Annotated in this window: 22 protein-coding genes and 1 riboswitch; of the genes, 1 reads left to right on the top strand and 21 read right to left on the bottom strand. The window is 38.8% G+C overall.

Features of this window, described 5'->3' with window-relative positions:
- From AC1DRF_RS02345 to AC1DRF_RS02280, 14 genes are all read right to left on the bottom strand, one after another.
- Nucleotides 1–1132, bottom strand: a 1132-nt coding sequence (locus AC1DRF_RS02345; protein ID WP_477740294.1) for an NTF2-like N-terminal transpeptidase domain-containing protein, incomplete at its 3' end; no start/stop codon positions are given.
- Between the two features lie 513 nt (nucleotides 1133–1645).
- A complete protein-coding gene (gene ssuD / locus AC1DRF_RS02340) occupies nucleotides 1646–2770 on the bottom strand; it encodes an FMNH2-dependent alkanesulfonate monooxygenase (protein ID WP_477740293.1) in 1125 nt (374 codons plus the stop codon).
- On the bottom strand, nucleotides 2767–3321 hold the full coding sequence (gene ssuE, locus AC1DRF_RS02335; RefSeq protein ID WP_427075337.1) for an NADPH-dependent FMN reductase: 555 nt from the start codon (nucleotides 3319–3321) through the stop codon (nucleotides 2767–2769). Before ssuE ends, ssuD begins: the two co-directional genes overlap by 4 nt.
- Nucleotides 3322–3390: 69 nt before the next feature.
- Complete coding sequence (locus AC1DRF_RS02330) at nucleotides 3391–4245, bottom strand: ABC transporter permease (RefSeq protein ID WP_377572835.1); 855 nt, start codon at nucleotides 4243–4245, stop codon at nucleotides 3391–3393.
- Nucleotides 4246–4255: 10 nt separating this feature from the next.
- Nucleotides 4256–5242: an aliphatic sulfonate ABC transporter substrate-binding protein gene (locus AC1DRF_RS02325; RefSeq protein WP_028411749.1), complete on the bottom strand. Its 987-nt coding sequence runs from the start codon at nucleotides 5240–5242 to the stop codon at nucleotides 4256–4258.
- Between the two features lie 33 nt (nucleotides 5243–5275).
- Nucleotides 5276–6019, bottom strand: a complete 744-nt coding sequence (locus tag AC1DRF_RS02320; protein ID WP_026106708.1) for an ABC transporter ATP-binding protein — start codon at nucleotides 6017–6019, stop codon at nucleotides 5276–5278.
- Between the two features lie 190 nt (nucleotides 6020–6209).
- A complete protein-coding gene (locus AC1DRF_RS02315) occupies nucleotides 6210–7421 on the bottom strand; it encodes a cation:proton antiporter (RefSeq protein ID WP_427075338.1) in 1212 nt (403 codons plus the stop codon).
- Complete coding sequence (locus tag AC1DRF_RS02310; protein ID WP_013085158.1) at nucleotides 7422–7922, bottom strand: cation:proton antiporter regulatory subunit; 501 nt, start codon at nucleotides 7920–7922, stop codon at nucleotides 7422–7424. It abuts the gene before it with no gap.
- 148 nt (nucleotides 7923–8070) lie between these two features.
- A complete protein-coding gene (locus AC1DRF_RS02305; protein ID WP_026106709.1) occupies nucleotides 8071–8397 on the bottom strand; it encodes a hypothetical protein in 327 nt (108 codons plus the stop codon).
- Between the two features lie 203 nt (nucleotides 8398–8600).
- Nucleotides 8601–8825, bottom strand: coding sequence for a spore germination transcription factor GerE (gene gerE / locus AC1DRF_RS02300; RefSeq protein WP_013059396.1), 225 nt, complete (start codon nucleotides 8823–8825; stop codon nucleotides 8601–8603).
- Nucleotides 8826–8999: 174 nt separating this feature from the next.
- Complete coding sequence (locus tag AC1DRF_RS02295) at nucleotides 9000–9449, bottom strand: acyl-CoA thioesterase (RefSeq protein WP_043976044.1); 450 nt, start codon at nucleotides 9447–9449, stop codon at nucleotides 9000–9002.
- Nucleotides 9450–9512: 63 nt separating this feature from the next.
- Nucleotides 9513–10286 (bottom strand): succinate dehydrogenase iron-sulfur subunit, encoded by a 774-nt coding sequence (sdhB, locus tag AC1DRF_RS02290; RefSeq protein WP_013059398.1) that lies wholly within the window; start codon nucleotides 10284–10286, stop codon nucleotides 9513–9515.
- Between the two features lie 3 nt (nucleotides 10287–10289).
- Nucleotides 10290–12077, bottom strand: coding sequence for a succinate dehydrogenase flavoprotein subunit (sdhA, locus tag AC1DRF_RS02285; protein WP_477740292.1), 1788 nt, complete (start codon nucleotides 12075–12077; stop codon nucleotides 10290–10292).
- A 29-nt stretch (nucleotides 12078–12106) separates the two neighbouring features.
- Complete coding sequence (locus tag AC1DRF_RS02280; RefSeq protein WP_013059400.1) at nucleotides 12107–12715, bottom strand: succinate dehydrogenase cytochrome b558 subunit; 609 nt, start codon at nucleotides 12713–12715, stop codon at nucleotides 12107–12109.
- 489 nt (nucleotides 12716–13204) lie between these two features.
- On the opposite strand from AC1DRF_RS02280, the gene AC1DRF_RS02275 reads away from it, so the two are divergent.
- Nucleotides 13205–13732: a YslB family protein gene (locus tag AC1DRF_RS02275; protein WP_013059401.1), complete on the top strand. Its 528-nt coding sequence runs from the start codon at nucleotides 13205–13207 to the stop codon at nucleotides 13730–13732.
- 51 nt (nucleotides 13733–13783) lie between these two features.
- Here AC1DRF_RS02275 and AC1DRF_RS02270 read toward each other — a convergent pair whose 3' ends face one another.
- The 7 genes from AC1DRF_RS02270 to AC1DRF_RS02240 all read right to left on the bottom strand — a co-directional run bounded on the left by AC1DRF_RS02270 (nucleotide 13784) and on the right by AC1DRF_RS02240 (nucleotide 21371).
- Nucleotides 13784–15016, bottom strand: coding sequence for an aspartate kinase (locus AC1DRF_RS02270; RefSeq protein ID WP_477740291.1), 1233 nt, complete (start codon nucleotides 15014–15016; stop codon nucleotides 13784–13786).
- A 141-nt stretch (nucleotides 15017–15157) separates the two neighbouring features.
- Nucleotides 15158–15335: riboswitch (Lysine riboswitch) on the bottom strand.
- A 65-nt stretch (nucleotides 15336–15400) separates the two neighbouring features.
- Entirely contained in the window at nucleotides 15401–17167 is a 1767-nt protein-coding gene (gene uvrC / locus AC1DRF_RS02265; protein ID WP_013085164.1) for an excinuclease ABC subunit UvrC, read from the bottom strand.
- A 224-nt stretch (nucleotides 17168–17391) separates the two neighbouring features.
- On the bottom strand, nucleotides 17392–17706 hold the full coding sequence (trxA, locus tag AC1DRF_RS02260; RefSeq protein ID WP_013059404.1) for a thioredoxin: 315 nt from the start codon (nucleotides 17704–17706) through the stop codon (nucleotides 17392–17394).
- A gap of 421 nt (nucleotides 17707–18127) precedes the next feature.
- Nucleotides 18128–19108 (bottom strand): electron transfer flavoprotein subunit alpha/FixB family protein, encoded by a 981-nt coding sequence (locus AC1DRF_RS02255; protein ID WP_013085165.1) that lies wholly within the window; start codon nucleotides 19106–19108, stop codon nucleotides 18128–18130.
- A gap of 33 nt (nucleotides 19109–19141) precedes the next feature.
- Nucleotides 19142–19915 carry an electron transfer flavoprotein subunit beta/FixA family protein gene (locus AC1DRF_RS02250; protein WP_016765685.1) on the bottom strand — a complete coding sequence of 258 codons (774 nt, stop codon included), beginning with the start codon at nucleotides 19913–19915 and terminating at the stop codon, nucleotides 19142–19144.
- Between the two features lie 18 nt (nucleotides 19916–19933).
- The gene (locus AC1DRF_RS02245) at nucleotides 19934–20707 is read right to left on the bottom strand and encodes an enoyl-CoA hydratase (RefSeq protein WP_477740290.1); all 774 of its coding nucleotides are present in this window, start codon (nucleotides 20705–20707) and stop codon (nucleotides 19934–19936) included.
- A 79-nt stretch (nucleotides 20708–20786) separates the two neighbouring features.
- On the bottom strand, nucleotides 20787–21371 hold the full coding sequence (locus AC1DRF_RS02240) for a TetR/AcrR family transcriptional regulator (RefSeq protein WP_013059408.1): 585 nt from the start codon (nucleotides 21369–21371) through the stop codon (nucleotides 20787–20789).
- Between the last annotated feature and the right edge of the window lie 62 nt (nucleotides 21372–21433).

Raw genomic sequence — 21433 nt, 5'->3', positions numbered from 1 at the left:
AAGCTGGCGTGCTTACAAGACCTAATATTTCTCCCGTTTTAGGTTGAAGAGCAGTAGCTACTCCTTTTTCAGCTTTTAACTGTTCATAAAGGGATTTTTGAACATTCGTGTCTACCGTAACTTGAATGCTTTCCCCGTCTTTTGGATTCATTTTTGCAATTTCATTCTTTTTATTACCATCTTTATCTACAGTATAAATTGTGACGCCGTCTCGAGCACGAAGCTTATCTTCATATAAAGACTCTAAGCCAATCATTCCAGTTTTAGACTGAGCATTATAGCCTTCATCTTTATGCTCTTTTAAATATTCCGCTGTGACAGGCGCAATGTATCCAACTAAATGGGCACACGCTTCTTCACAAGGATATACGCGCGCATTTACCTTTTTTTGTTGAATGCCTTCTACTTTTTTCAAAGAATTCTCTAAATTAGAGGCGTCTTTTTGACTAACTGTTTTAATAGGAACAAATTGATTCTCTTTCACCCAAGAAGCGCTCAGTGCTTGATTAATACTTTTTTCTGAAAGAGCAAGAGTCTTGCTTAATTGTTGTATCGCTTGCTCGCCGCCTTTAGAAAACTGCTGGGGAACAACTCCAACTTGAATCGCTTCTCCGTTTTGAGCTAAATATTTCCCTGAACGATCCATAATTTCTCCACGCACAGCTGACTGAGTAGCTACTCTTACTTGCTCTCCTTGCTTAAGTCCTTTAAAAATCATATTAGGCTTCCAATTAATATACCAATTCTCTGTATCCCCTTGTTTTTCTTGAACCACAGCAGCATTTTCTTTAAATGAGATTTCACCGGCTACAGAGTTCATGTTTACTTCAAAAGGTAAAACAGCTTTATGGTCTTTTATTTCTAAGTCTTCTATTTTACTTGCCTTCACTTTAAGCTTGTCCGCTTCAATTGCATCATAGATATTTTTATATCGATTTACAAAATCTTTTTCTGAAATCGTCTTTTTAGCATCTTTAGACAAGTATCCATACATGCCTTTAAAATCTTCTTTATTCCACATAGCTACATATTTATCAAATCGATCCTGTGCTTTCTGTTGATCATTTGAGCAACCGGCAGTTATTAATAAGAGAATTGCCATAGTAAAAAATAGCCACCCAATTCGTCTCATGATGATTTTCCCCCTTTTTTCAATACCATTTCTCTATCATATAAAATTTTACATAAACTTTCCATCGGAAAGTTAAGATCAGGAATTAATTGGTATTACAACCCACTAAATTTACATATCGACAAAAAAATCAATAGGTAAATAAGAAAAAAATTGAACATTTTGTGAATATTTTGTGTCTTTTTTGGAAAGTATTTGATATAATAATTGTAAGAAGAAAAAGAATAGGAGGCGACTAAAATGAGAAGATTCTTACAGTTTTACTTTATGTTTAGTTCTCTGTTCTGTTTTGGGAGCGTTTTCGTCCTACTTATGTCTCAAGAATATTATTTTGCACCGTTATTCCTCACACTGGGCTGTTTAAATATTTTTCTCTTTAAAGTATATATTCAAGAAAGTCGAAAAGATAAACAAGCTGCACCTGAAAAACCTAAACCAACAATTTAACGAACTCGTCTCTCGGCTGAGATGAATGTAAAAGAAGAACCGGTGAATTTTTCACCGGTTCTTCTTTTACGACGTTGAAGCTTTTGGAAACCTATCGTTTGCAATAATCTCACCGATGCTTTCACTCTTTCCTTCACCGTCATCAATATTTAAAAGCGGGAACAATAACTCTCCTACGTGATAAGCCTCTTCTAAATGCGGATAGCCTGATAAAATAAAAGATTCAATTCCTAAAGCTTCATATTCTTTTATTCGTTTCGCTACATTTTCAGCACTGCCTACTAGTGCAGTTCCTGCACCTCCCCGGACGAGCCCTACACCTGCCCATAAGTTAGGGCTAATCGTAAGTTCCTCTCGGGTTCCTCTGTGAAGGCTCGCCATTCGCTRCTGCCCGACTGAGTCATACCTAGCAAAAGTACGCTGTGCAGCTTGAATCGTGTCGTCGTCCAAATGCTGAATTAATCGATCGGCTGCTTGCCAAGCTTCTTCTTCCGTTTCGCGTACAATAATATGCAAACGAATCCCAAACTTAACGGTTCTGCCTTCTGCTTCTGCTTTCTTTCTCACAGCCGTTATTTTTTCTCTTACTTGTTCAGGAGGTTCGCCCCACGTTAAATACACGTCAGAATGTTTTGCTGCAACTTTTTGTCCTGCGGGTGAAGATCCGCCAAAATAAATAGGTGGAGAAGGTTTTTGAACAGGTGGATACAACAGCTCGCTGTTCTCTACATGAATATATTTTCCTTCATAATTGACCGTATCTCCAGCCAATAACCCTTTCCACACATCTAAAAATTCATCCGCAGCTTCATAACGTTCATCATGTGATAAGAAAAGGCCGTCTCCGGCTAATTCTGCTGGATCTCCTCCTGCTACTACGTTAACTAGTAAACGACCGTTTGAAATTCGATCAAGAGTCGAGGTCATGCGTGCTGCCACAGAAGGAGCCATAATGCCGGGACGTACCGCTACTAAAAATTTCAAACGCTCTGTTTCAGGTATAAGTGAAGCAGCCAATAGCCACGGGTCTTCGCATGATTTCCCCGTTGGAATCAAAACTCCTTCAAACCCTAACCGGTCAGCTGCTTGAGCAACTTGCCGAAAATATGAATAGTCTGCTGAACGCCCTCCTCGATTTGTCCCTAAATATCTTCCATCTCCATGGGAAGGAATAAACCATAACATTTTCATGATTCAACACTCCTTTTCGTTTGTTCTAGACGATATCCCAGCTCTTTTAATGAACGTTTAATTCTCACTTCTGCTTCTTCCGCAATAAACTCAATTTCATTTTCTTTCGTATAGGCCACTTCAGAATCAACAATATAAACTCCATGAATAAGAGCAGTAGCTCCTAAAACGGATAAAGTCGGCTTAAATACATAATCAAGAGCCAGTAGGTGAGCAATGGTTCCACCTGTGGCTATCGGCAGTACGGTTTTATTGTGTAAACCTTTTTCAGGTATTAAATCTAAAAATGTTTTTAAAATTCCTGTGTAGCTAGCTTTATAAATTGGGCTGACAATAATAACGGCATCAGCATCTGCGACTTTCTTTTGAGCTTCTTGAATCGCAGGGCTAGAAAAGTTAGCATATACTAAGTCTTCAGCGGGCAAGTCACGGACATGCACGGTTTTCACTTCATATTTTTCATCTTGTAGATATAATGCAATATACTCGCTTAAAGCAGCTGACCTTGATTGCTTTGAAGGGCTTCCTGTAATAATTGTAACCTGGCTCATTATCATCTCTCCTTTTAACTTATAAAACTGATAGATTTACAAGGATTAATGCGTATATAAATCCTTCTTTTATTTTTCACCTGCGTAGCTGTCTCTCCATTTAAGAAGACGCTTTTCTAATACTCGGACAAATGAATCGGTTAATTTGCCTACAACAGCAAAAATAATAATTCCGACAAAAACTACGTCCGTTTGAGAAAACTGTCTAGCATCCATAATCATGTATCCTACACCTTCACTTGCTCCCATTAATTCAGCAACTACCAGTCCGAGCCATGCAATACCTAAAGACAAACGGACACCAAGTAAAATATTAGGAAGAGCAGCTGGTAAAATGAGTTTTGTGATTTGTTTCCATTTACTAAATTGAAGAACACGAGCAACATCAAATAATTTCGAATCCACGCCGCGAATGCCTAGATACGTATTAACATAGATTGGGAAAAATGCGCCGTTTGCAATTAGCAATATCTTTGAAATTTCACCAAAGCCAAACCATAAGATAAATAAAGGCGCCAACGCAAGGTGAGGAACAGTTCTAAGCATTTGAATAGATGGATCCATATAGTGCTCCGTTTTCTTTGAGAAACCGACAATTACACCAAATAGTAACCCTAGTCCAGCTCCAACGGCAAAACCTATGGCAGCACGCAAAATACTGATTTGAAGGTTAGCTCCGAGTTCTCCAGATACGATGAGCTGTTTGAAAGAAAGTATGATATCAACAGGTGTAGGAAGAACAGTTTTGGATACATAGCCCGCAGAACCAATGATTTGCCACACGACAATAAGCAGAAGTGGCACGACAAGAGAACGAAGAAAAATCCCCTGCTTATTTTTCCCTTCTTCCTTTCTTTTTTTCATTTTTTGCAAGTGAGCTGCTGAAGACTGGACGTGTCCTGAAACCACAGATGTTTTACTCATTTTCATCACCTCATTTTTCTTTTAATGCTTTTTCAATAAATGAATTATCAACGACATCTCCAGTATCGATTTTCTTTTTAATAACGCCTAAAGATTGTTGAAAATCAGCTGTCCGCTGTTGTTCTGCAATAATTTCTTTAGAGGTTGGGCGATTATAGGCAGGATTATTTTTTAACACTTGTCTTACTACGTCTTTATCTAGATTTTTTTGTTTTGCTAAAATATCCACAGATTCTTCAAAATGTTCGTTTTGCCATTCAAGCGCTTTTTGATAAACTTGTAAAAACTTAACGACTAACTCTGGATGATCTTTTGCAAAGCCTTCTCTTACAATAGTAAAACCTGGTGAAGCAACCTTTAATGAATCGCCGTCTGCTAAAATGCGAGCTTCATTTTTTAAGTTTTGCAGTGAAATAAACGGTTCCCAGATTGACCATGCATCCACTGATCCATTTTCAAATGCTGGCTGAGCTTCGTCTGGCTGAAGCTGAATAATCTTTACATCACTTGGCTTCAACCCATTTTGGTCAAGAGCTCTGTACAATAAATTAAAACCGCTGCTTCCTTTCGCAACCGCGATTTTTTTACCTTTTAAATCTTTTACGCTTTTAATCTTGCTGTTTTTCCCTACTAAAATGGCATTTCCTTTCAACCCGTCGCTGGAATTAGCAATTTCTAAAAACGGAATGTCTGCGCCTTGACCAGAAATAACCGGTGAATTTCCAACTTGGCCGAAATCCAAATGTCCAGATGCTAAACCTTCAAATTGTGGAGGTCCGCTTTGAAACTCTGTCCATTTAACATTTACACCTATTTTTTTAAATTCTTTTTCAAACCATTTTTGGTTTTGTGCCAGCATTAAAGGACCTAAGCTTTGTTGGATACCAATATTAATCGTAACGTTTTTTGAATCTTCTCCGCTCGCTTTTTCTTTCGTCCCGCACCCAGCCAATGCGAGAACAAGTACAATAGCTGCAGTTAAAAGTAGCTTTTTCATCTGTTCTGTCCCCTTCTCTGTCTTATTGAATCTTTAATGTTCTCCTGCTTCTTCAAATTCTTTCAGTACTTGCTGCCTTAGCTGCTGAAACGGTAACTCTGTCTTTTTTCGCGGATGACTAATTTCTACTGGAACGACCCGGCTAATTTCTCCTGGTCTGGCACTCATAATCACAATTTTAGTCCCCAAGTAAATGGATTCATCTAAATCATGGGTAACAAAAATCATGGTTGTTTTTTCTTTTTTCCATATGTCTAGCAGCACATCTTGCAAATGAGTGCGCGTAAAAGCATCTAACGCACCAAACGGTTCATCTAACAATAAAACCTCTGGATTTCTTAAAAGAGCACGCGCAATAGCAACTCGTTGAGACATCCCCCCAGATAGTTCTCGAGGATAAGCTTTTTCAAATCCTTTCAGCCTGACAATATCAATTAACTCATCTACGCGGCGCCGAACGTTCGAATCTTTCAGCGATAAGTCAGCCGCTATATTTTGCTCTACATTAAGCCAAGGGAACAAGCGGTGTTCTTGAAAGATCATTCCTTGTTTAATGCTAGGTCCGGCTATGTACTTCCCGTTGATTTCAATACGTCCTTCATAATCCATATCAAGTCCTGCAATCATTTTAAGCAGTGTACTTTTTCCGCACCCGCTCGGACCAATAACGGTGATAAATTCACCTTTATTAATCGTAAGATTTACATTTCGCAATGCTTGAGTTACTTGTTCTCCTTTTTGAAATGAGCGGTTAACAGATTGAATGACAACACTCACAGCAGTTCCTCCTCCTTGAATTTTTAAATTAAAAGCTCGTTCATCTAAAAACACAAAAGCTCCTACCTGAAAAAGGTAGGAGCTTTCGGTTGACCGATCAGCCCGTTGCTATATTTAACTGATTTGTTATTGGATTATTTTGAATTTTATCATATTAATCCGATTTGTCAACTGTGTTTTATATATTTTATCACTTTGATCCTTGAGGATTTGGCTTTTTCCATTTAAATACTGAGTTTAAAAATCCGTATATATGCTTAGACTCCTTCGTTAACAAAGGGCCAATAATAGCTAAGATCAATACATAAAGCGCGGCGAATGGCTGAAGAATTGCGGATAATCCTCCTTCAATTCCAATGTTAGCCATAATGATCGAAAACTCGCCTCGTGACATAATCGTTAACCCAATGTTGGTAGAGGCCTTGTGTGACAGCCCGCTTTTTCTTCCTGAAATCATACCGGCTGTAAAGTTACCAATGATCGTAAGCGCAACTGCGCCAAGCGCAAGCCATCCTGCATCCCACAGCGTAAGAGGATCAATACTTAACCCGAAGCTGAAGAAAAAGATAGCTCCAAAGAAATCACGAAACGGTACGACAAGATGTTCAATCCGATCGCGATGTTCCGTTTCAGAAAATACAAGTCCAAGCAATAACGCACCAATTGCTTCTGCCACGTGAATTGTTTCTGAGAAGCCTGCCACAAAAAACAATACCGCAAAAACGACGATTATAAAGATTTCGTTTGATGAAATATTTAAAAGTTTATTTAGCAGCGGCGTGGCTTTTCGAGCAATGATAAAGAACAGCATCATATAGCCAAACGCAATTAAAATAGATGTTAAAGATCCAGCAAGCGATCCGTGGTCTCCAAGCACCAACCCTGAAACGACAGAAAGATAAACGGCTAAGAAAATATCTTCAAACATGATGATCCCTAATATCAGTTCCGTTTCTGGATTCGCTGTTCGTTTTAAATCAACCAATACTTTTGCGACAATGGCGCTGGACGAAATCGTAATAATTCCAGCGATAATCAGCACTTCAAGAAGAGGATTTCCTGTCAGGTATCCATACAATAATCCTAAAGTGAAGTTAATTAAAATATAAATAGATCCTCCCACCGCGATGGACCTACCTGATTTAATTAGCTTTCCAACTGAAAATTCTAATCCTAAATAAAAGAGTAAAAAGAGAACTCCAATTCTCCCCATGAATTCAATAATCTCTTGGCTTTCAATAAACTTTAAACTGAATGAGCCAAACTCAGGAGCATGGGGACCGACCGCCATGCCCAGCAGAATGAGGAATGGAATAATCGTAAATTTAAATTTATGTGCTAGTATAGCCGCTAAAGCTACTAGTAACAAAGCTGTCCCAACTTCAAATACTAAATGATCCAATTATGAACTACCTCCTTGTGAAAGCAATTCTTTAATGAGCGTTTTTAAATTTCCTCGTTCTCCAGAGATAACAAGCGTATCTCCTTCTTCAATTAACGTATCTGGTCCTGGAGTTGATAATTTTTTTTGCGTGTTTTTAATGACGGCGATGATAGTGACATCATAATTGCTGCGAACGTCAATTTCACCAATTGTTTTACTGTGAGCTTTCGCTTGTTTTTCAACTTTGTACCACTCAATAACTAAGTCATTGAATGCCACTTCAATGGTTTCCATTGCTTTTGGCTTGTAAATCATGCCGCCTAAAATTGCAGCTAGCTGTCTTGATTCCGTATCTGTTAACGTAATGTCAAAAATGCTTTCTTCTAAATCTTTTTGATCGAAGTGATAGATTTCACGTCTTCCATCATCATGAATGATAACGACTACGCGGTTTCCTCCGCTTGTCTCAATTTCAAATTTACGGCCGATTCCTGGTAACTCCGTTTCTTTAATCATCATTGAATGATCACTCCTATAAAGTTTTTAAAAAGAATTTTTTAATTTTGCCGCGTTATTTGCCTAGAAAATCCGCATAGCAAATAAGCCTAAGAATAGTTGGTAATTTTAGGTTTGGAGAAAAGGCTGTTGAAATTTCAACCTTTTTTATTTAATTGAGGTAACTTGATTGAAAGATTTTTGGATAAAAAAGTGTTTTCTTGAGGATAAAATACGCAATTTGATGCGTCGGAATGATGAGTTTGGCACTCACCCATACTAAAGCAAAAGTTACTATCACACTTTGTATGAGAGATCCTATTTGTTTAACGCTGTGCTTAGCTCCTGGAGACATGTGCACGATATCCGTGTAATGCTGAACCGAACTTTTTGTGACCTTCACTTTTTCAAAGTCGTTATCAATAAATTTATCTGGCAAACTCGCAAAAGGCAAACAGAATATCATGCATAACAATAAGCTCATCCATATATTTTTCATCATCTCACCTCTCTTTCTTCTGAACTAGTATCTCCTTACTTAAAAGTATACGTACTCTGAAATTCAATTTCAAGCAATAAGTTTTTTTTATAAATATTTACCTTTTTCATAATTTTTTCTTAACGTTATTCTTTTTAGATATGTATGCGACACTGAAAAAAATATACAAAAAGCTGGCTTTCTAAGAAGAAAGCCAGCTCATGTTATAGTTCAAGTTCTCCCATTCGAAGGAGTTCTACGACTGCTTGAGAACGCCCCTTGACTCCAAGCTTTTGCATCGCATTAGAAATATGATTTCGAACTGTTTTTTCGCTAATGAATAGTTCACTCGCGATTTCTTTTGTTGTTTTGTCCTGTACTAAAAGCTCGAATACTTCTCGTTCACGCTTTGTAAGTAGCGGTTTAGGTTGAAACTCTTTTTCTTTCAATGTAACCCTCCTTGCCTGATCCTGAGTTGAACTATCGGATGGGTGTAAATTTAGTCAACATATCTTATGTGCGGTATGCCTACGCGGTTACTAGTTTTAGAAAAAATATGCAAAAAACTCTTTTTCACCTTTAAAAAAGAAAAAAAGCCTGAAGAAAGAGCCTTCAAGCCATTTTCATATATTTGATAAACACCTTTTCATCTCTTCATTCCACGGGACGCTTTTTCCTGTTTCTTTAGAAATTTGCACCATTGTTCCTCTCCCGGTGAGTACAACCTCTTTTTGCTCATTTTGAATCATATAGTGTAAATCAACCGACGAACGTCCAATTCTATGAGCTTTTACAAAAACAGATAGCATGTTGCCAAAATACACTTGTTTGACATAATCGCACTGCAAATCAGCCACCACCGGTATGGTTCCCTCATGCTCACTCGTCCACTTTTGCATAAAGCCAATATGGTGAAAGAATTCCGTACGTATTTGTTCAAAATAAACAAAAGGAACCGTATTATTTAAATGCCCAAACATATCTGTTTCCGAAAATCTTACCTTGATCTCCTGCTTAAACGAAAATGACTCTTTCCAATGATCCATGTCTTCAATATACGAAATATTATTCATCTGTATTTCCTCCGTTCGTCATAGACAAAATAAAACCTCTCCGCGTGGAGAGGTTTTGAGTGATTATACTTGATCGCTACCAAAGAAACTTCTGAATGCTTGAATTGTTGTATCGCGGTTCAAAGCTGCGATTGAAGTAGTCAATGGAATTCCTTTTGGGCATGATTGAACGCAGTTTTGAGAATTCCCACAGTTCGCTAGTCCTCCATCACCCATAATCGTCTCTAAACGTTCTCCTTTATTTAACGCACCGGTTGGATGGGCATTAAACAGGCGAACTTGAGAAAGCGGTGCTGGACCGATGAAGTTTGACTTGTCGTTTACATTTGGACAAGCTTCTAAGCAAACGCCACATGTCATACATTTGGATAACTCATACGCCCACTGACGTTTCTTTTCAGGCATACGCGGTCCTGGACCTAAATCGTATGTGCCATCGATTGGAACCCATGCTTTTACTTTTTTTAGTGAATCAAACATACGGCTGCGGTCTACTTGCAAATCACGAACCACAGGAAATGTTTTCATTGGCTGTAAGCGAATTGGTTGTTCTAGTTTATCAACAAGAGCTGTACATGACTGACGAGGTTTACCGTTGATGACCATTGAACAGGCTCCGCATACTTCCTCTAAACAGTTCATTTCCCAGTTTATCGGAGCAACCTCTTTACCTGAAGCATCAACAGGGTTACGTCTGATTTCCATCAGTGCTGAAATAACGTTCATATTCGGACGATACGGAATTTCAAACTCCTGATTGTAAGGAGCAGATTCAGCTGAATCTTGACGTGTAATAATGAAGCGCACTGTCTTTTGGACTGTTTGTTGTTCACTCATTGATTAACGAACCCCCTCTTGTTGTTTTTTTGGTTTTTCATCTTTTTTCTTTGTGTAGTCGCGTTTACGCGGTTTAATTAACGATACGTCTACCTCTTCATAATGGAAAGAAGGAGCCGTTTTCTTATCTACAAAAGATGCCATTGTTGTTTTTAAGAATTCTTCATCGTTACGATCTGGGAAATCTGGCTTATAATGAGCACCGCGACTTTCGTTACGGTTGTAAGCTCCTAGCGTTACAACACGTGAAAGCTGAAGCATGTTTTGCAGCTGACGAGTAAATGTTGCCGCTTGATTACTCCATTTAGCTGTATCATTAATGTTAATACGATCATAGCGTTCAATTAATTCTTGAATCTTTTCATCTGTTTTTAACAGTTTGTCATTGTATCGTACGACTGTCACGTTGTCAGTCATCCATTCCCCTAGCTCTTTATGAAGAACGTATGCATTTTCTGTACCTTGAAGATTCATGATATTGTTCCATTTTTCTTCTTCTTCTTTCACATGACGATCATATACGCTTGAAGAAATAGCATCTGCGCTCTTTTCTAAACCATTGATGTATTCAACCGCTTTAGGACCGGCAACCATACCACCATAAATAGCTGATAATAATGAGTTTGCTCCTAAACGGTTCGCTCCGTGCTGTGAATAATCACACTCACCAGCTGCGAATAAGCCAGGAATATTTGTCATTTGATCGTAATCCACCCATAAACCGCCCATTGAATAGTGTACGGCTGGGAAAATTTTCATTGGTACCTTGCGCGGATCATCGCCCATGAATTTTTCATAGATTTCGATGATACCTCCAAGTTTAATGTCTAGCTCTTTTGGATCTTTATGTGAAAGGTCCAGATAAACCATGTTCTCTCCGTTGATTCCTAACTTCTGCGCTACGCAGACGTCAAAAATTTCACGAGTTGCAATATCGCGAGGTACTAAGTTACCGTATGCAGGATATTTTTCCTCTAAGAAATACCAAGGTTTACCGTCTTTATATGTCCAAACGCGTCCGCCTTCTCCACGAGCAGATTCACTCATAAGACGAAGCTTATCATCTCCTGGGATAGCAGYTGGATGAATTTGAATAAACTCTCCGTTTGAATAGTATGCACCTTGCTGATACACGATAGATGCCGCTGAACCTGTATTAATAACTGAGTTCGTCGATTTCCCAAAAACAATTCCAGGTCCACCTGTAGCCATAATAACCGCGTCAGCTGGGAACGTTTTAATTTCCATTGATTTTAAATTCTGTGCAGAAATTCCGCGACAGCTGCGCTCATCGTCAAGAACAGCACCTAAAAATTCCCATCCTTCGTACTTTGTCACAAGTCCGGCAACTTCATAGCGACGAACCTGCTCATCTAATGCGTACAATAATTGTTGACCCGTTGTTGCTCCAGCAAAAGCCGTACGGTGATGCTGCGTCCCGCCAAATCGTCTGAAGTCTAACAAACCCTCAGGAGTACGGTTAAACATAACACCCATGCGGTCAAGTAAGTGAATAATACCAGGAGCTGCTTCACACATTGCTTTTACAGGTGGCTGGTTGGCTAAAAAGTCTCCGCCGTACACTGTGTCATCAAAGTGTTCCCATGGTGAATCCCCTTCACCTTTCGTGTTTACGGCTCCGTTGATTCCACCTTGCGCACAAACTGAGTGAGATCTTTTTACCGGAACTAGTGAAAATAAATCTACTTGCTTGCCAGACTCAGCAATTTTTATTGTTGCCATCAAGCCAGCTAAACCGCCACCGACTACGATGATTTTTCCGTTACTCATCGGAACCCCACTCCTTCAAAACCTTAATTTTATGCAAATGCGAATAATGTACGAACACCTACAAATGTAAGTGCTAAGAAGATTGCTAATGTCACATAAGTTGAAATTCTTTGAGAACGTGGTGTTACAGTTAACCCCCAGCTAACTCCAAATGACCATAGACCGTTTGCAAAGTGGAAGATCGTAGATACAACACCAACTATGTAGAATGCAAGCATTGCCGGGTTGCTTAAAATTCGTTCCATCATTTGAAAATCTACTTCTTTTCCAAGCGCAGCTTGTATTCTGGTTTCCCATACGTGCCATGTGATGAAGATAAGTGTGATTACACCTGAAACACGCTGAAGGATAAACATCCAGTTACGGAAAAAACCGTAGTTGTTAACGTTTGTTTTAGCAGTGAATGCGATGTAAAGACCGTATATTGCGTGAAAAACGATTGGTAAGAAAATAATGAAAATTTCTAGAGCATAGCGGAAAGGTAAGCTCTCCATGAAGTGAGCTGCTTGATTAAATGATTCTTCTCCCTTTGTCGCGAAATGATTCACAACTAAATGCTGTGTTAAGAAAATCCCGATTGGTATTACCCCAAGTAATGAATGGATTCTCCGATATTGAAACTCTCTGTTTGCCGCCATCTGCGTAGACCCCCCTTAGTTAAATGAACATAGTTTGTGAAGAACTTTCTTACTCCCACTAGACAAATAGATTAATCGTGAATACAGGAAATGAAAACCTTTGCATTTCCTAATAAAGTATGTGACAGGTTAATTTTACTCCCATCGATTAAGAGCGTCAAGGCAAGATGTTTAAATCTTCTATAAAATATAAATTTATAAAATTTTATATTTGTTAACGCTTACTGTATTGATATTACAGATTTTTTCTTTCTATTATAATATTGCTTGCCACAAATAAGTAAGCGTTTACTTTATACTTTTATTGTAAACAAGTTCACAAAACATTTACACAGGTAAAAGTACCCTTTTAAAAGGTATATTATGGATTTTTTATCTTTACATCTAACTCTTTTTACCATAATAAAGATCCTCTTACATTTTATTAAAAAAATGCGTGAGAGGTTTTTTAGATTTGTATATAATAGTAGTAAAGAAAGAGGGGAAAGCATGAGCAATTTACAAACAGAATCACAGCAAGAACTTGAAGAGACGATGGAAACATCAGAACCTAATGTCACAGCTGAAACAGAGAGAACTCTTGATCACGTTTCATATTTCGGATACAGCCTTTTGCGTGACGTGTTAATTCCAGAGCTTCTTGGAGACGAAACGAATACCATTTCATACTGGGCAGGAAAACACCTTGCGCGGAAATACCCATTAAATACAATGGATGAAATCGTCGCTTTTTTTAAAGCAGCTTCCTGGGGAACACTGACGCTTGCAAAAAAAGATAAATATTCACTAGAGCTTGAGTTATCAGGTGATGTGGTCAGCAAAAGATTTCAGCAGGAAACTTGTTCGTTTCATCTTGAGTCAGGATTTGTGGCTGAACAGATTCAGCGTCAAAACAACTGCCTAACAGAAGCCTACTTAACACATAAAGAAAAGAACGGAAAAGTGCTGATTTCCGTGCAGTGGGACCGAAAAGATATCTTACCTACCGAAACACGCGCGGAGCGTTATAAAAAGTAGGAAATACGTATATATAAAAGACGTGGAGATCCCACGTCTTTTTTCTCTTCTTTATACTTGCACTGCTTGCTGCTCTTCTAATTCAAATGCTACGTGAAGCGTCTCAACAGCTTTTACCATATCAGCATGCGGTACAACTGTAGATACTTTAATTTCAGACGTGCTGACCATCTTCACTTCAATTTTCTCTCCTGCCAGCACTTCAAACATTTCGGCTGCAACGCCTGGATTAGAAATCATGCCAGAGCCGACAATTGATACTTTAGCCAAACCGCTTTCATGTTCAATACGCGTATATCCCAAAGTAGATTTATACTCTTTTAAGACGGCAAGAGCGGCGTCTACATCTACGGTTTTAATAGAAAATGAGATAGAGAGACGATTATTAGCCGTTACGTTTTGAATAATAATGTCCACATTTAACTGTTCTTTTGCTAATGCTGTAAAAATAGTAGAAAGAGTTTGCAACTCGTTGTTTAACCCTTCAATTGTCACTCGTGAAATATTATCTTCAAACGCAATTCCTCTTACGACTAAGTTTTGTTCCATTGAAACTTCCTCCTCAACAATCGTTCCATTCTCGTTTTCTAAGCTTGAACGCACTTCTAGCGGTACCTGATAATTTTTTGCAAACTCAACAGCGCGCGGATGCAGCACCCCTGCTCCCAAATTAGCTAATTCTAACATTTCGTCATATGAAATAGAGTGAAGCTTACGAGCATCTTCTACATAGCGCGGATCTGTCGTAAACACTCCTGTTACATCTGTATAAATATCACATTTTGCAGCTTTTAATGCTGCGGCAAGAGCTACTGCCGTCGTGTCAGAGCCGCCTCGACCTAATGTTGTAATGCTACCATCTCCTGAACAGCCTTGGAATCCAGCTACTACTACGATTCGGCCTCTATCTAATTGGCTTTGAATACGAGTCGTGTCAATGTGCTGGATTCGTGCATTGCTGTGAACTGCTTCCGTCTGGATACCAGCTTGCCAACCTGTTAGCGAAGTTGCTTTATACCCTTTATATTGAAGGGCCATTGTTAACAGGGAAATCGTTACTTGTTCTCCAGTTGTAAGAAGCATATCCATTTCGCGTTTGCTTGGACTGTCCGTAATATCACTTGCTAATTTCACCAGTGCATCTGTAGTTTTGCCCATTGCCGATACAACAACAACTACTTGGTTACCGCGCTCTGCTTCTTGAATAACACGGTTTGCTACATGTTGGATACGTTCAACAGAACCAACAGATGTTCCACCAAATTTTTGAACGATTAATGCCATAATTTTGTTCATTCCTTTTCAATAAATTTGCATATGYAGGATGATGAGAAGCTAAATTTTTTTACTCAGACAATAAAAAAAGCAATGAGATGAGCTCTCATTGCTTAACGAACGAAAATTATAAAACATAACCGTCCACTGCCGTGAGATAGCTCTCCAAGAATCTACATCTTGACAATCCTACGTTTATTCAACGCAGAACCAGCAATCATTACTATGAGGTAATGTTCACTTCGGCAAATTTCCCTTTCCGCATCATTCATAAGAGCTCATACCCTTCCTGATACGTACTGATTAAATTTGCACCTCTATCTTCACTTCATTTGATGAAGTGTCGTATGAAATTAGTTAATAGCTTATCAAATATTTTCTATTATTTCAAGACTATTTTTGCAATGTTTCATAAATTTTTTCAGCGATGTTTTGAGGAACACCTGAATTTCGAATATCATCAACCGTTGCTTCTTTCAATTTTTTCACCGAACCAAAATACTTTAACAAAGCTTTTTTACGCTTTTCGCCCACTCCCGGAATATCGTCCAAAACAGACTGAAAAGCGGACTTAGAGCGCACTTGACGGTGGAAGGTAATCGCAAAGCGGTGAACTTCATCTTGAATTCGCTGAAGCAAATAAAATTCTTGACTATTGCGTTCAAGCGGTATGATTTGAGGAGGCTCACCAATCATCAGGTTGGAGGTTCTGTGCTTATCATCTTTGACAAGACCTGCTGTAGGCACTAAAAGTCCCAATTCATTTTCGAGAACGTCCTGTACTGCAGCTAAATGCCCTTTGCCTCCATCTACAACAATTAAATCTGGAAGCGGAAGACCCTCTTTTAACGCTCTAGAATACCGTCTGCGAACGACTTCTCTCATGGAACTGTAATCATCTGGTCCCTTTACGGTCTTAATTTTATATTTGCGATATTCTTTCTTTTCCGGTTTCCCATCAACAAAAACAATCATCGCAGAAACGGGATCTGTCCCTTGAATATTTGAATTATCAAATGCTTCAATCCGATAAGGAGCGGCAATTCCAAGCTCTTCTCCTAACCGTTCAACTGCGCCAACCGTGCGCTCTTCATCTCGTTCAATTAAATAGAATTTTTCACCGAGCGCAATTTTTGCATTTTTACACGCAAGCTCTACTAATTCTTTCTTTTTGCCTCGCTTTGGATGCTGAACCTCTACTTCTACTAATTTCTCAGCCAACTCTGCATCAATCGTTGCTGGAACCATTACCTCTTTTGGCTTAATATTTTTGGCATAAAACTGACCGATAAAAGTTAAGAAATCTTCTTCTGGCTCTTTATAAAAAGGAAACATAGAAACTTCTCGCTCAATTAATTTCCCTTGGCGAATAAAGAAAACTTGAACACACATCCAGCCTTTATCATAAGAATAGCCAAACACATCTCGATTAACAAAATCATTAAACGTTACTTTTTGCTTTTCCATTGTCGCTTCGATATGAGCAATTTGATCTCGATATTCTTTAGCCCGTTCAAAGTCAAGTTCTTCTGAAGCTTTTAACATTTTTTCAGTTAATTCTGTTTTGACATGCTCATATCCACCATTTAAAAACCGCGTGATATTTTCAATAATTTGTTTGTTTTGCTCTTCTTTTACTTCTTTTACGCAAGGAGCTAGGCATTGCCCGATATGGTAATACAAACAAGGTCTGTCTGGCATGGTAGAGCACTTTCTTAATGGATAAATGCGATCAAGAAGCCGCTTTGTTTCATTTGCAGCTTGAACGTTAGGATAAGGCCCGAAGTATTTCCCTTTATCTTTTTTTATTTTTCTTGTAATAACAAGTCGGGGCTGCTTTTCAGCTGTAATCTTAATAAAGGGATAACCCTTATCATCTTTAAGCATGATATTGTATTTTGGATCATGCTTTTTAATTAAATTCATTTCTAAAATAAGTGCTTCTAAATTAGAAGATGTGACGATATATTCAAAATCGACAATGTCGTTTACAAGTCGAAGCGTCTTTCCGTCATGAGATCCGGTAAAGTAGGAGCGCACTCGATTTTTTAATACTTTTGCTTTTCCTACGTAAATGACCGTTCCATATTTATCTTTCATCAAGTAACAGCCGGGCTGATCCGGTAAAATAGCCAGCTTTTCTTTTAAATAATCGTTCATATTTTTCTCCTTCCTCTTCTCTTACTCTGTCCATCTATACATTCGCTTATGAAGCGTAACCTACATTCTTTCCTGCTTTACAATACATGCACATAAGCCGGATTTATGGCGGTGTTCCTTACATCTAGTATAAAACAAACGAACGCATATTCGCTAAATAAAAGTATTCCCAAAAGAGAAAAAGTGGAGAAAAAGAAAAAACCTAGCCTGAGCTAGGTTTTGACTTACGCGTGTTTATTAATTAATTCTGTTAATGCTTCTTTTGGTTGGAAACCAACTACTTGGTCAACTTTCTCTCCATCTTTAAATAATACTAAAGTTGGGATACTCATAACACCAAATTTTCCAGCCGTTTCTTGGTTTTCATCAACGTCTACTTTCACGATTTTAACTTTATCGTTAAGTTCGCCATCGATTTCTTCAAGAACTGGAGCAATCATTTTACAAGGGCCACACCATGGTGCCCAAAAGTCAACAAGCACTAGGCCTGATTTAATTTCATCTGTAAAGTTTTTATCTGTAGCATGTGCAATAGCCATTTTAATTCCTCCTAAATATATGCAATATCCAAATTCTACTCACAGTATATCACCTTCAAATAAGGTTTGCTAACTTTTTGCTTACATTTATACTGTTTATTCTCCGCTCTAGTTTGTACAATTCACATAAAAACATACGTAGAAAATTTCGTTTTCCATGAGGCTGAGACATAACGAAATGAATCCTATCTAAAGACGAACGAATAGTATACAAGGGCTGAACCGCTTGCGACACCGCAGATGATTTCTGTGTAAGATTTCGCTTTCTGCAGGAGTCTTCGCCTTGCTCTCCAATCAACTGCTAGAAAGACCCACACACATGAAACCTGCGTTTACCCTAACAAAAAAACGAACCACTAATCAAACATCTTGATCAATGGTTCATTTTTCACTTCGTCTAAAATCCTTTTGCCTCAGCCTCTTACGCAGACTGTACTTTCAGCTTTTTGAATTCTTCCGTTAGCAGAGGCACCACTTCAAATAAATCTCCAACGATTCCGTAATCAGCTACTTTAAAAATATTCGCCTCAGGATCTTTGTTAATGGCAACAATAATTTTTGAATTTGACATGCCGGCCAAATGCTGAATGGCTCCCGAGATTCCGCAGGCAATGTATAAATCTGGTGTGACTACTTTGCCCGTCTGACCGATCTGAAGAGAATAGTCGCAGTAATCTGCATCGCACGCTCCGCGAGACGCCCCAACAGCTCCATTTAACACGTCCGCTAGTTCTTGGAGAGGTCCAAAACCTTCCGTGCTTTTTACACCTCGACCACCTGCAATCACGACTTTTGCTTCGGATAAATCAACCCCTTGCGTTGCTTTCCGTACAACTTCTTTTACAACTGTACGCAGGTTTTTGATTTCAACATTTAAATCCTCTACATCGCCTGTACGTCCCTCATCTTTTGCAAGCGGTGAAATATTATTTGGACGAATCGTGACAAACGTAAAAGCATCGGTCATGATTTTCTTTTCAAATGCTTTACCAGAATAAATTGGGCGGGTGAAGACTACTTGATCCCCTCCAACTTCTACATCCGTCACATCTGAGATAAGTCCTTTGTCTAAGCGAGCTGCCAATTTTGGCGCTAGGTCTTTGCCAAGAGCCGTATGGCCAAATACGATAGCTTCAGGTTGTTCACTTTCAATGATGGCTAATAACGCCTGAGCATAACCATCCGATGTGTAAGCAGCTAAATCTTCATGCTCCGTCACAACAACTTTATTCGCTCCGTATGCAATAAGCTCTTCACTTAAAGCTTTTACGTCCTTTCCTACTAACGCTGCAACAATTTCCCCACCGTCAGCTACAGTAGACGCTGCGGAAATCGCTTCAAACGATACGTTTCGTAATCCCCCATCACGTGCTTCTCCTAGAACTAACACTTTGCGTCCCATTGCAATACCCCCATTGTTTTAACTTTTGACTTATTAAATAACTTTTGCTTCTTTATGCAGTAAATTGACCAGTTCTGTCACTTGATCTTTTATATCTCCTTGTAGTACGCGTCCTGCGTCTTTTTTCGGAGGCAAATAAATTTCAATTGTCTTTGTTTTTGCTTCTACATCATCTTCATCTAAATCTAAATCATCCAATTCCACTTCAACCAACGGTTTCTTCTTCGCTTTCATAATCCCTGGAAGAGATGGATAGCGAGGTTCGTTAAGTCCCTGCTGAGCTGTTACTAAAAGAGGAAGCGACGTTTCGATAACCTCGGAATCACCTTCCACATCGCGTACAACAGTCACTTTTTCACCTTCGATATCTAATTTTGTAATCGTCGTAATATAAGGGATTTCTAACTGTTCTGCTACGCGCGGTCCCACTTGGCCCGAACCTCCGTCAATCGCTACGTTTCCTGCCAAAATTAAGTCAGGAGATTGTTCTTTTAAGTACTGTGCCAGCAGCCTAGAAGTCGTGTACTGATCGCCATCTTCTATGTCATCTTCCGTATTGATTAAAACCGCTTTATCTGCTCCCATAGCCAAAGCTGTTCGGAGTTCTTTTTCTGATTCTTCCCCTCCTACACTCACGACCGTAATCTCCCCGCCATGCTTTTCCTTTAGCTGAATAGCTTCTTCAACTGCATACTCATCGTAAGGATTAATAATAAATTCAGCCCCATCTTCAACAATTTGACCATTTTTTAATGAAAGTTTCTCCTCTGTATCGAATGTTCTTTTTACTAACACGTAAATATTCATTTAATTCCCCTCCTAAGCTTATTTTCCTAAAAATTTAGGCTGGCGCTTTTCAATAAAAGCGGCTACGCCTTCTTGAGCATCCCTGCTTTTGAATACGCTTCCAAAAAACTGCGCTTCTTTTTTGATGCCGCTGTAATAAGCATCTGTTTTTACATGCTGAAGCAGCTGCAAGGTGGCTTTAACAGAGATTGGGCTTTTTTTGGCAATTTTTCTAGCAAGTAAAAATGTTTCATTGATAAGCTGACTTTCTTCAAAAGCTGCATTTGCCAATCCTAACTCCACTGCCTCGCTTCCGGATATTGGATCACTTGTCAGCATCATCTCACAAGCCTTATGAACTCCTACATAACGAGGTAATCGCTGAGTTCCTCCAAATCCTGGTATAATCCCTAACTGAAGCTCAGGCAAGCCCAGCTTAGCATTTTCTGTTACCAAACGGATATGGCAGCTCATAGCAAGCTCCAACCCTCCGCCTAAAGCAGCTCCATGAATAGCTGCAATCACTGGTTTTGGGTAATTTTCAATATACTCAAAGAGCTCTTGACCGTTAACAGCAAGCTTCTCGTATTCTTTTTCCTGCTGAAGTGATGTGAATTCTTTTATATCAGCCCCGGCACAAAAGAATTTCCCTTCACCTTTAATGACGATAACCCTTGTCTCTTTACTATCTTCTAAATGTTTTAAAACACTTGAAAGATCTTTTAATAAGTCTTGAGACAAAGCGTTAGCAGTTTGTCTATTCAACGTAATGAAGCTTATTGCATCAACAGTTTCAACCTGGATAATCTCCATTTGTTTACGCCACCCTTTCTTTCTATTTTCATTACCTTGCGCTTTTCCCCTCGCAGGGGAGCAGCAGGCTCACTTACGATTATGAGCCGCTGCAGCCGTTTAACAGCAGGGAATGGACTTTATCTACCGATTCTATTAGACCATATCGATGATCGTTCATTACCCATGTTGTGACAGTTTCATCAATCGTTCCAAAAATCATCTGTCGCGCAAGACGAATATCTATATTTTCAGAAAACTCACCCGTTTCGATTCCTGTCTGCAAAATAGAATCAATAAGAGTCAGATAATCTTTTAATACATCGTTAATTTTCAATCTTAAATCTTTGTTCGATTGACGCAGTTCGAGCTGGGTCACTGTAGCTAAATGATGATCCTCCGCTAGAAACGAAAAATGTTTGTCAATTAACACATGAAGTTTTTCTGCCGCGGTTTCAATTCCCGCCAGTTCTTCATAAATTTTTTCTACAAATTGTCCCATCTTCTCTTGAAACAAGGAAATCAAGACATCTTCTTTGTTTTTAAAATATAAATATATCGTACCGTCTGCAACTCCAGCCTGCTTAGCAATTTTAGAAACCTGAGCATTGTGGTATCCGTTTTCTGCTATTACTACTACAGCTGCATCGATAATCTGTTTATACTTTGGCTTATTTCTTCTCAATCTTATACGCTCCTTTAAAATATGAATGATTATTCATTCATATCTTTATAATAAAGAAACCG

It is taken from the genome of Priestia sp. P5_B4, assembly GCF_056400385.1.
This window is presented reverse-complemented; position numbering and strand designations above follow the sequence as displayed.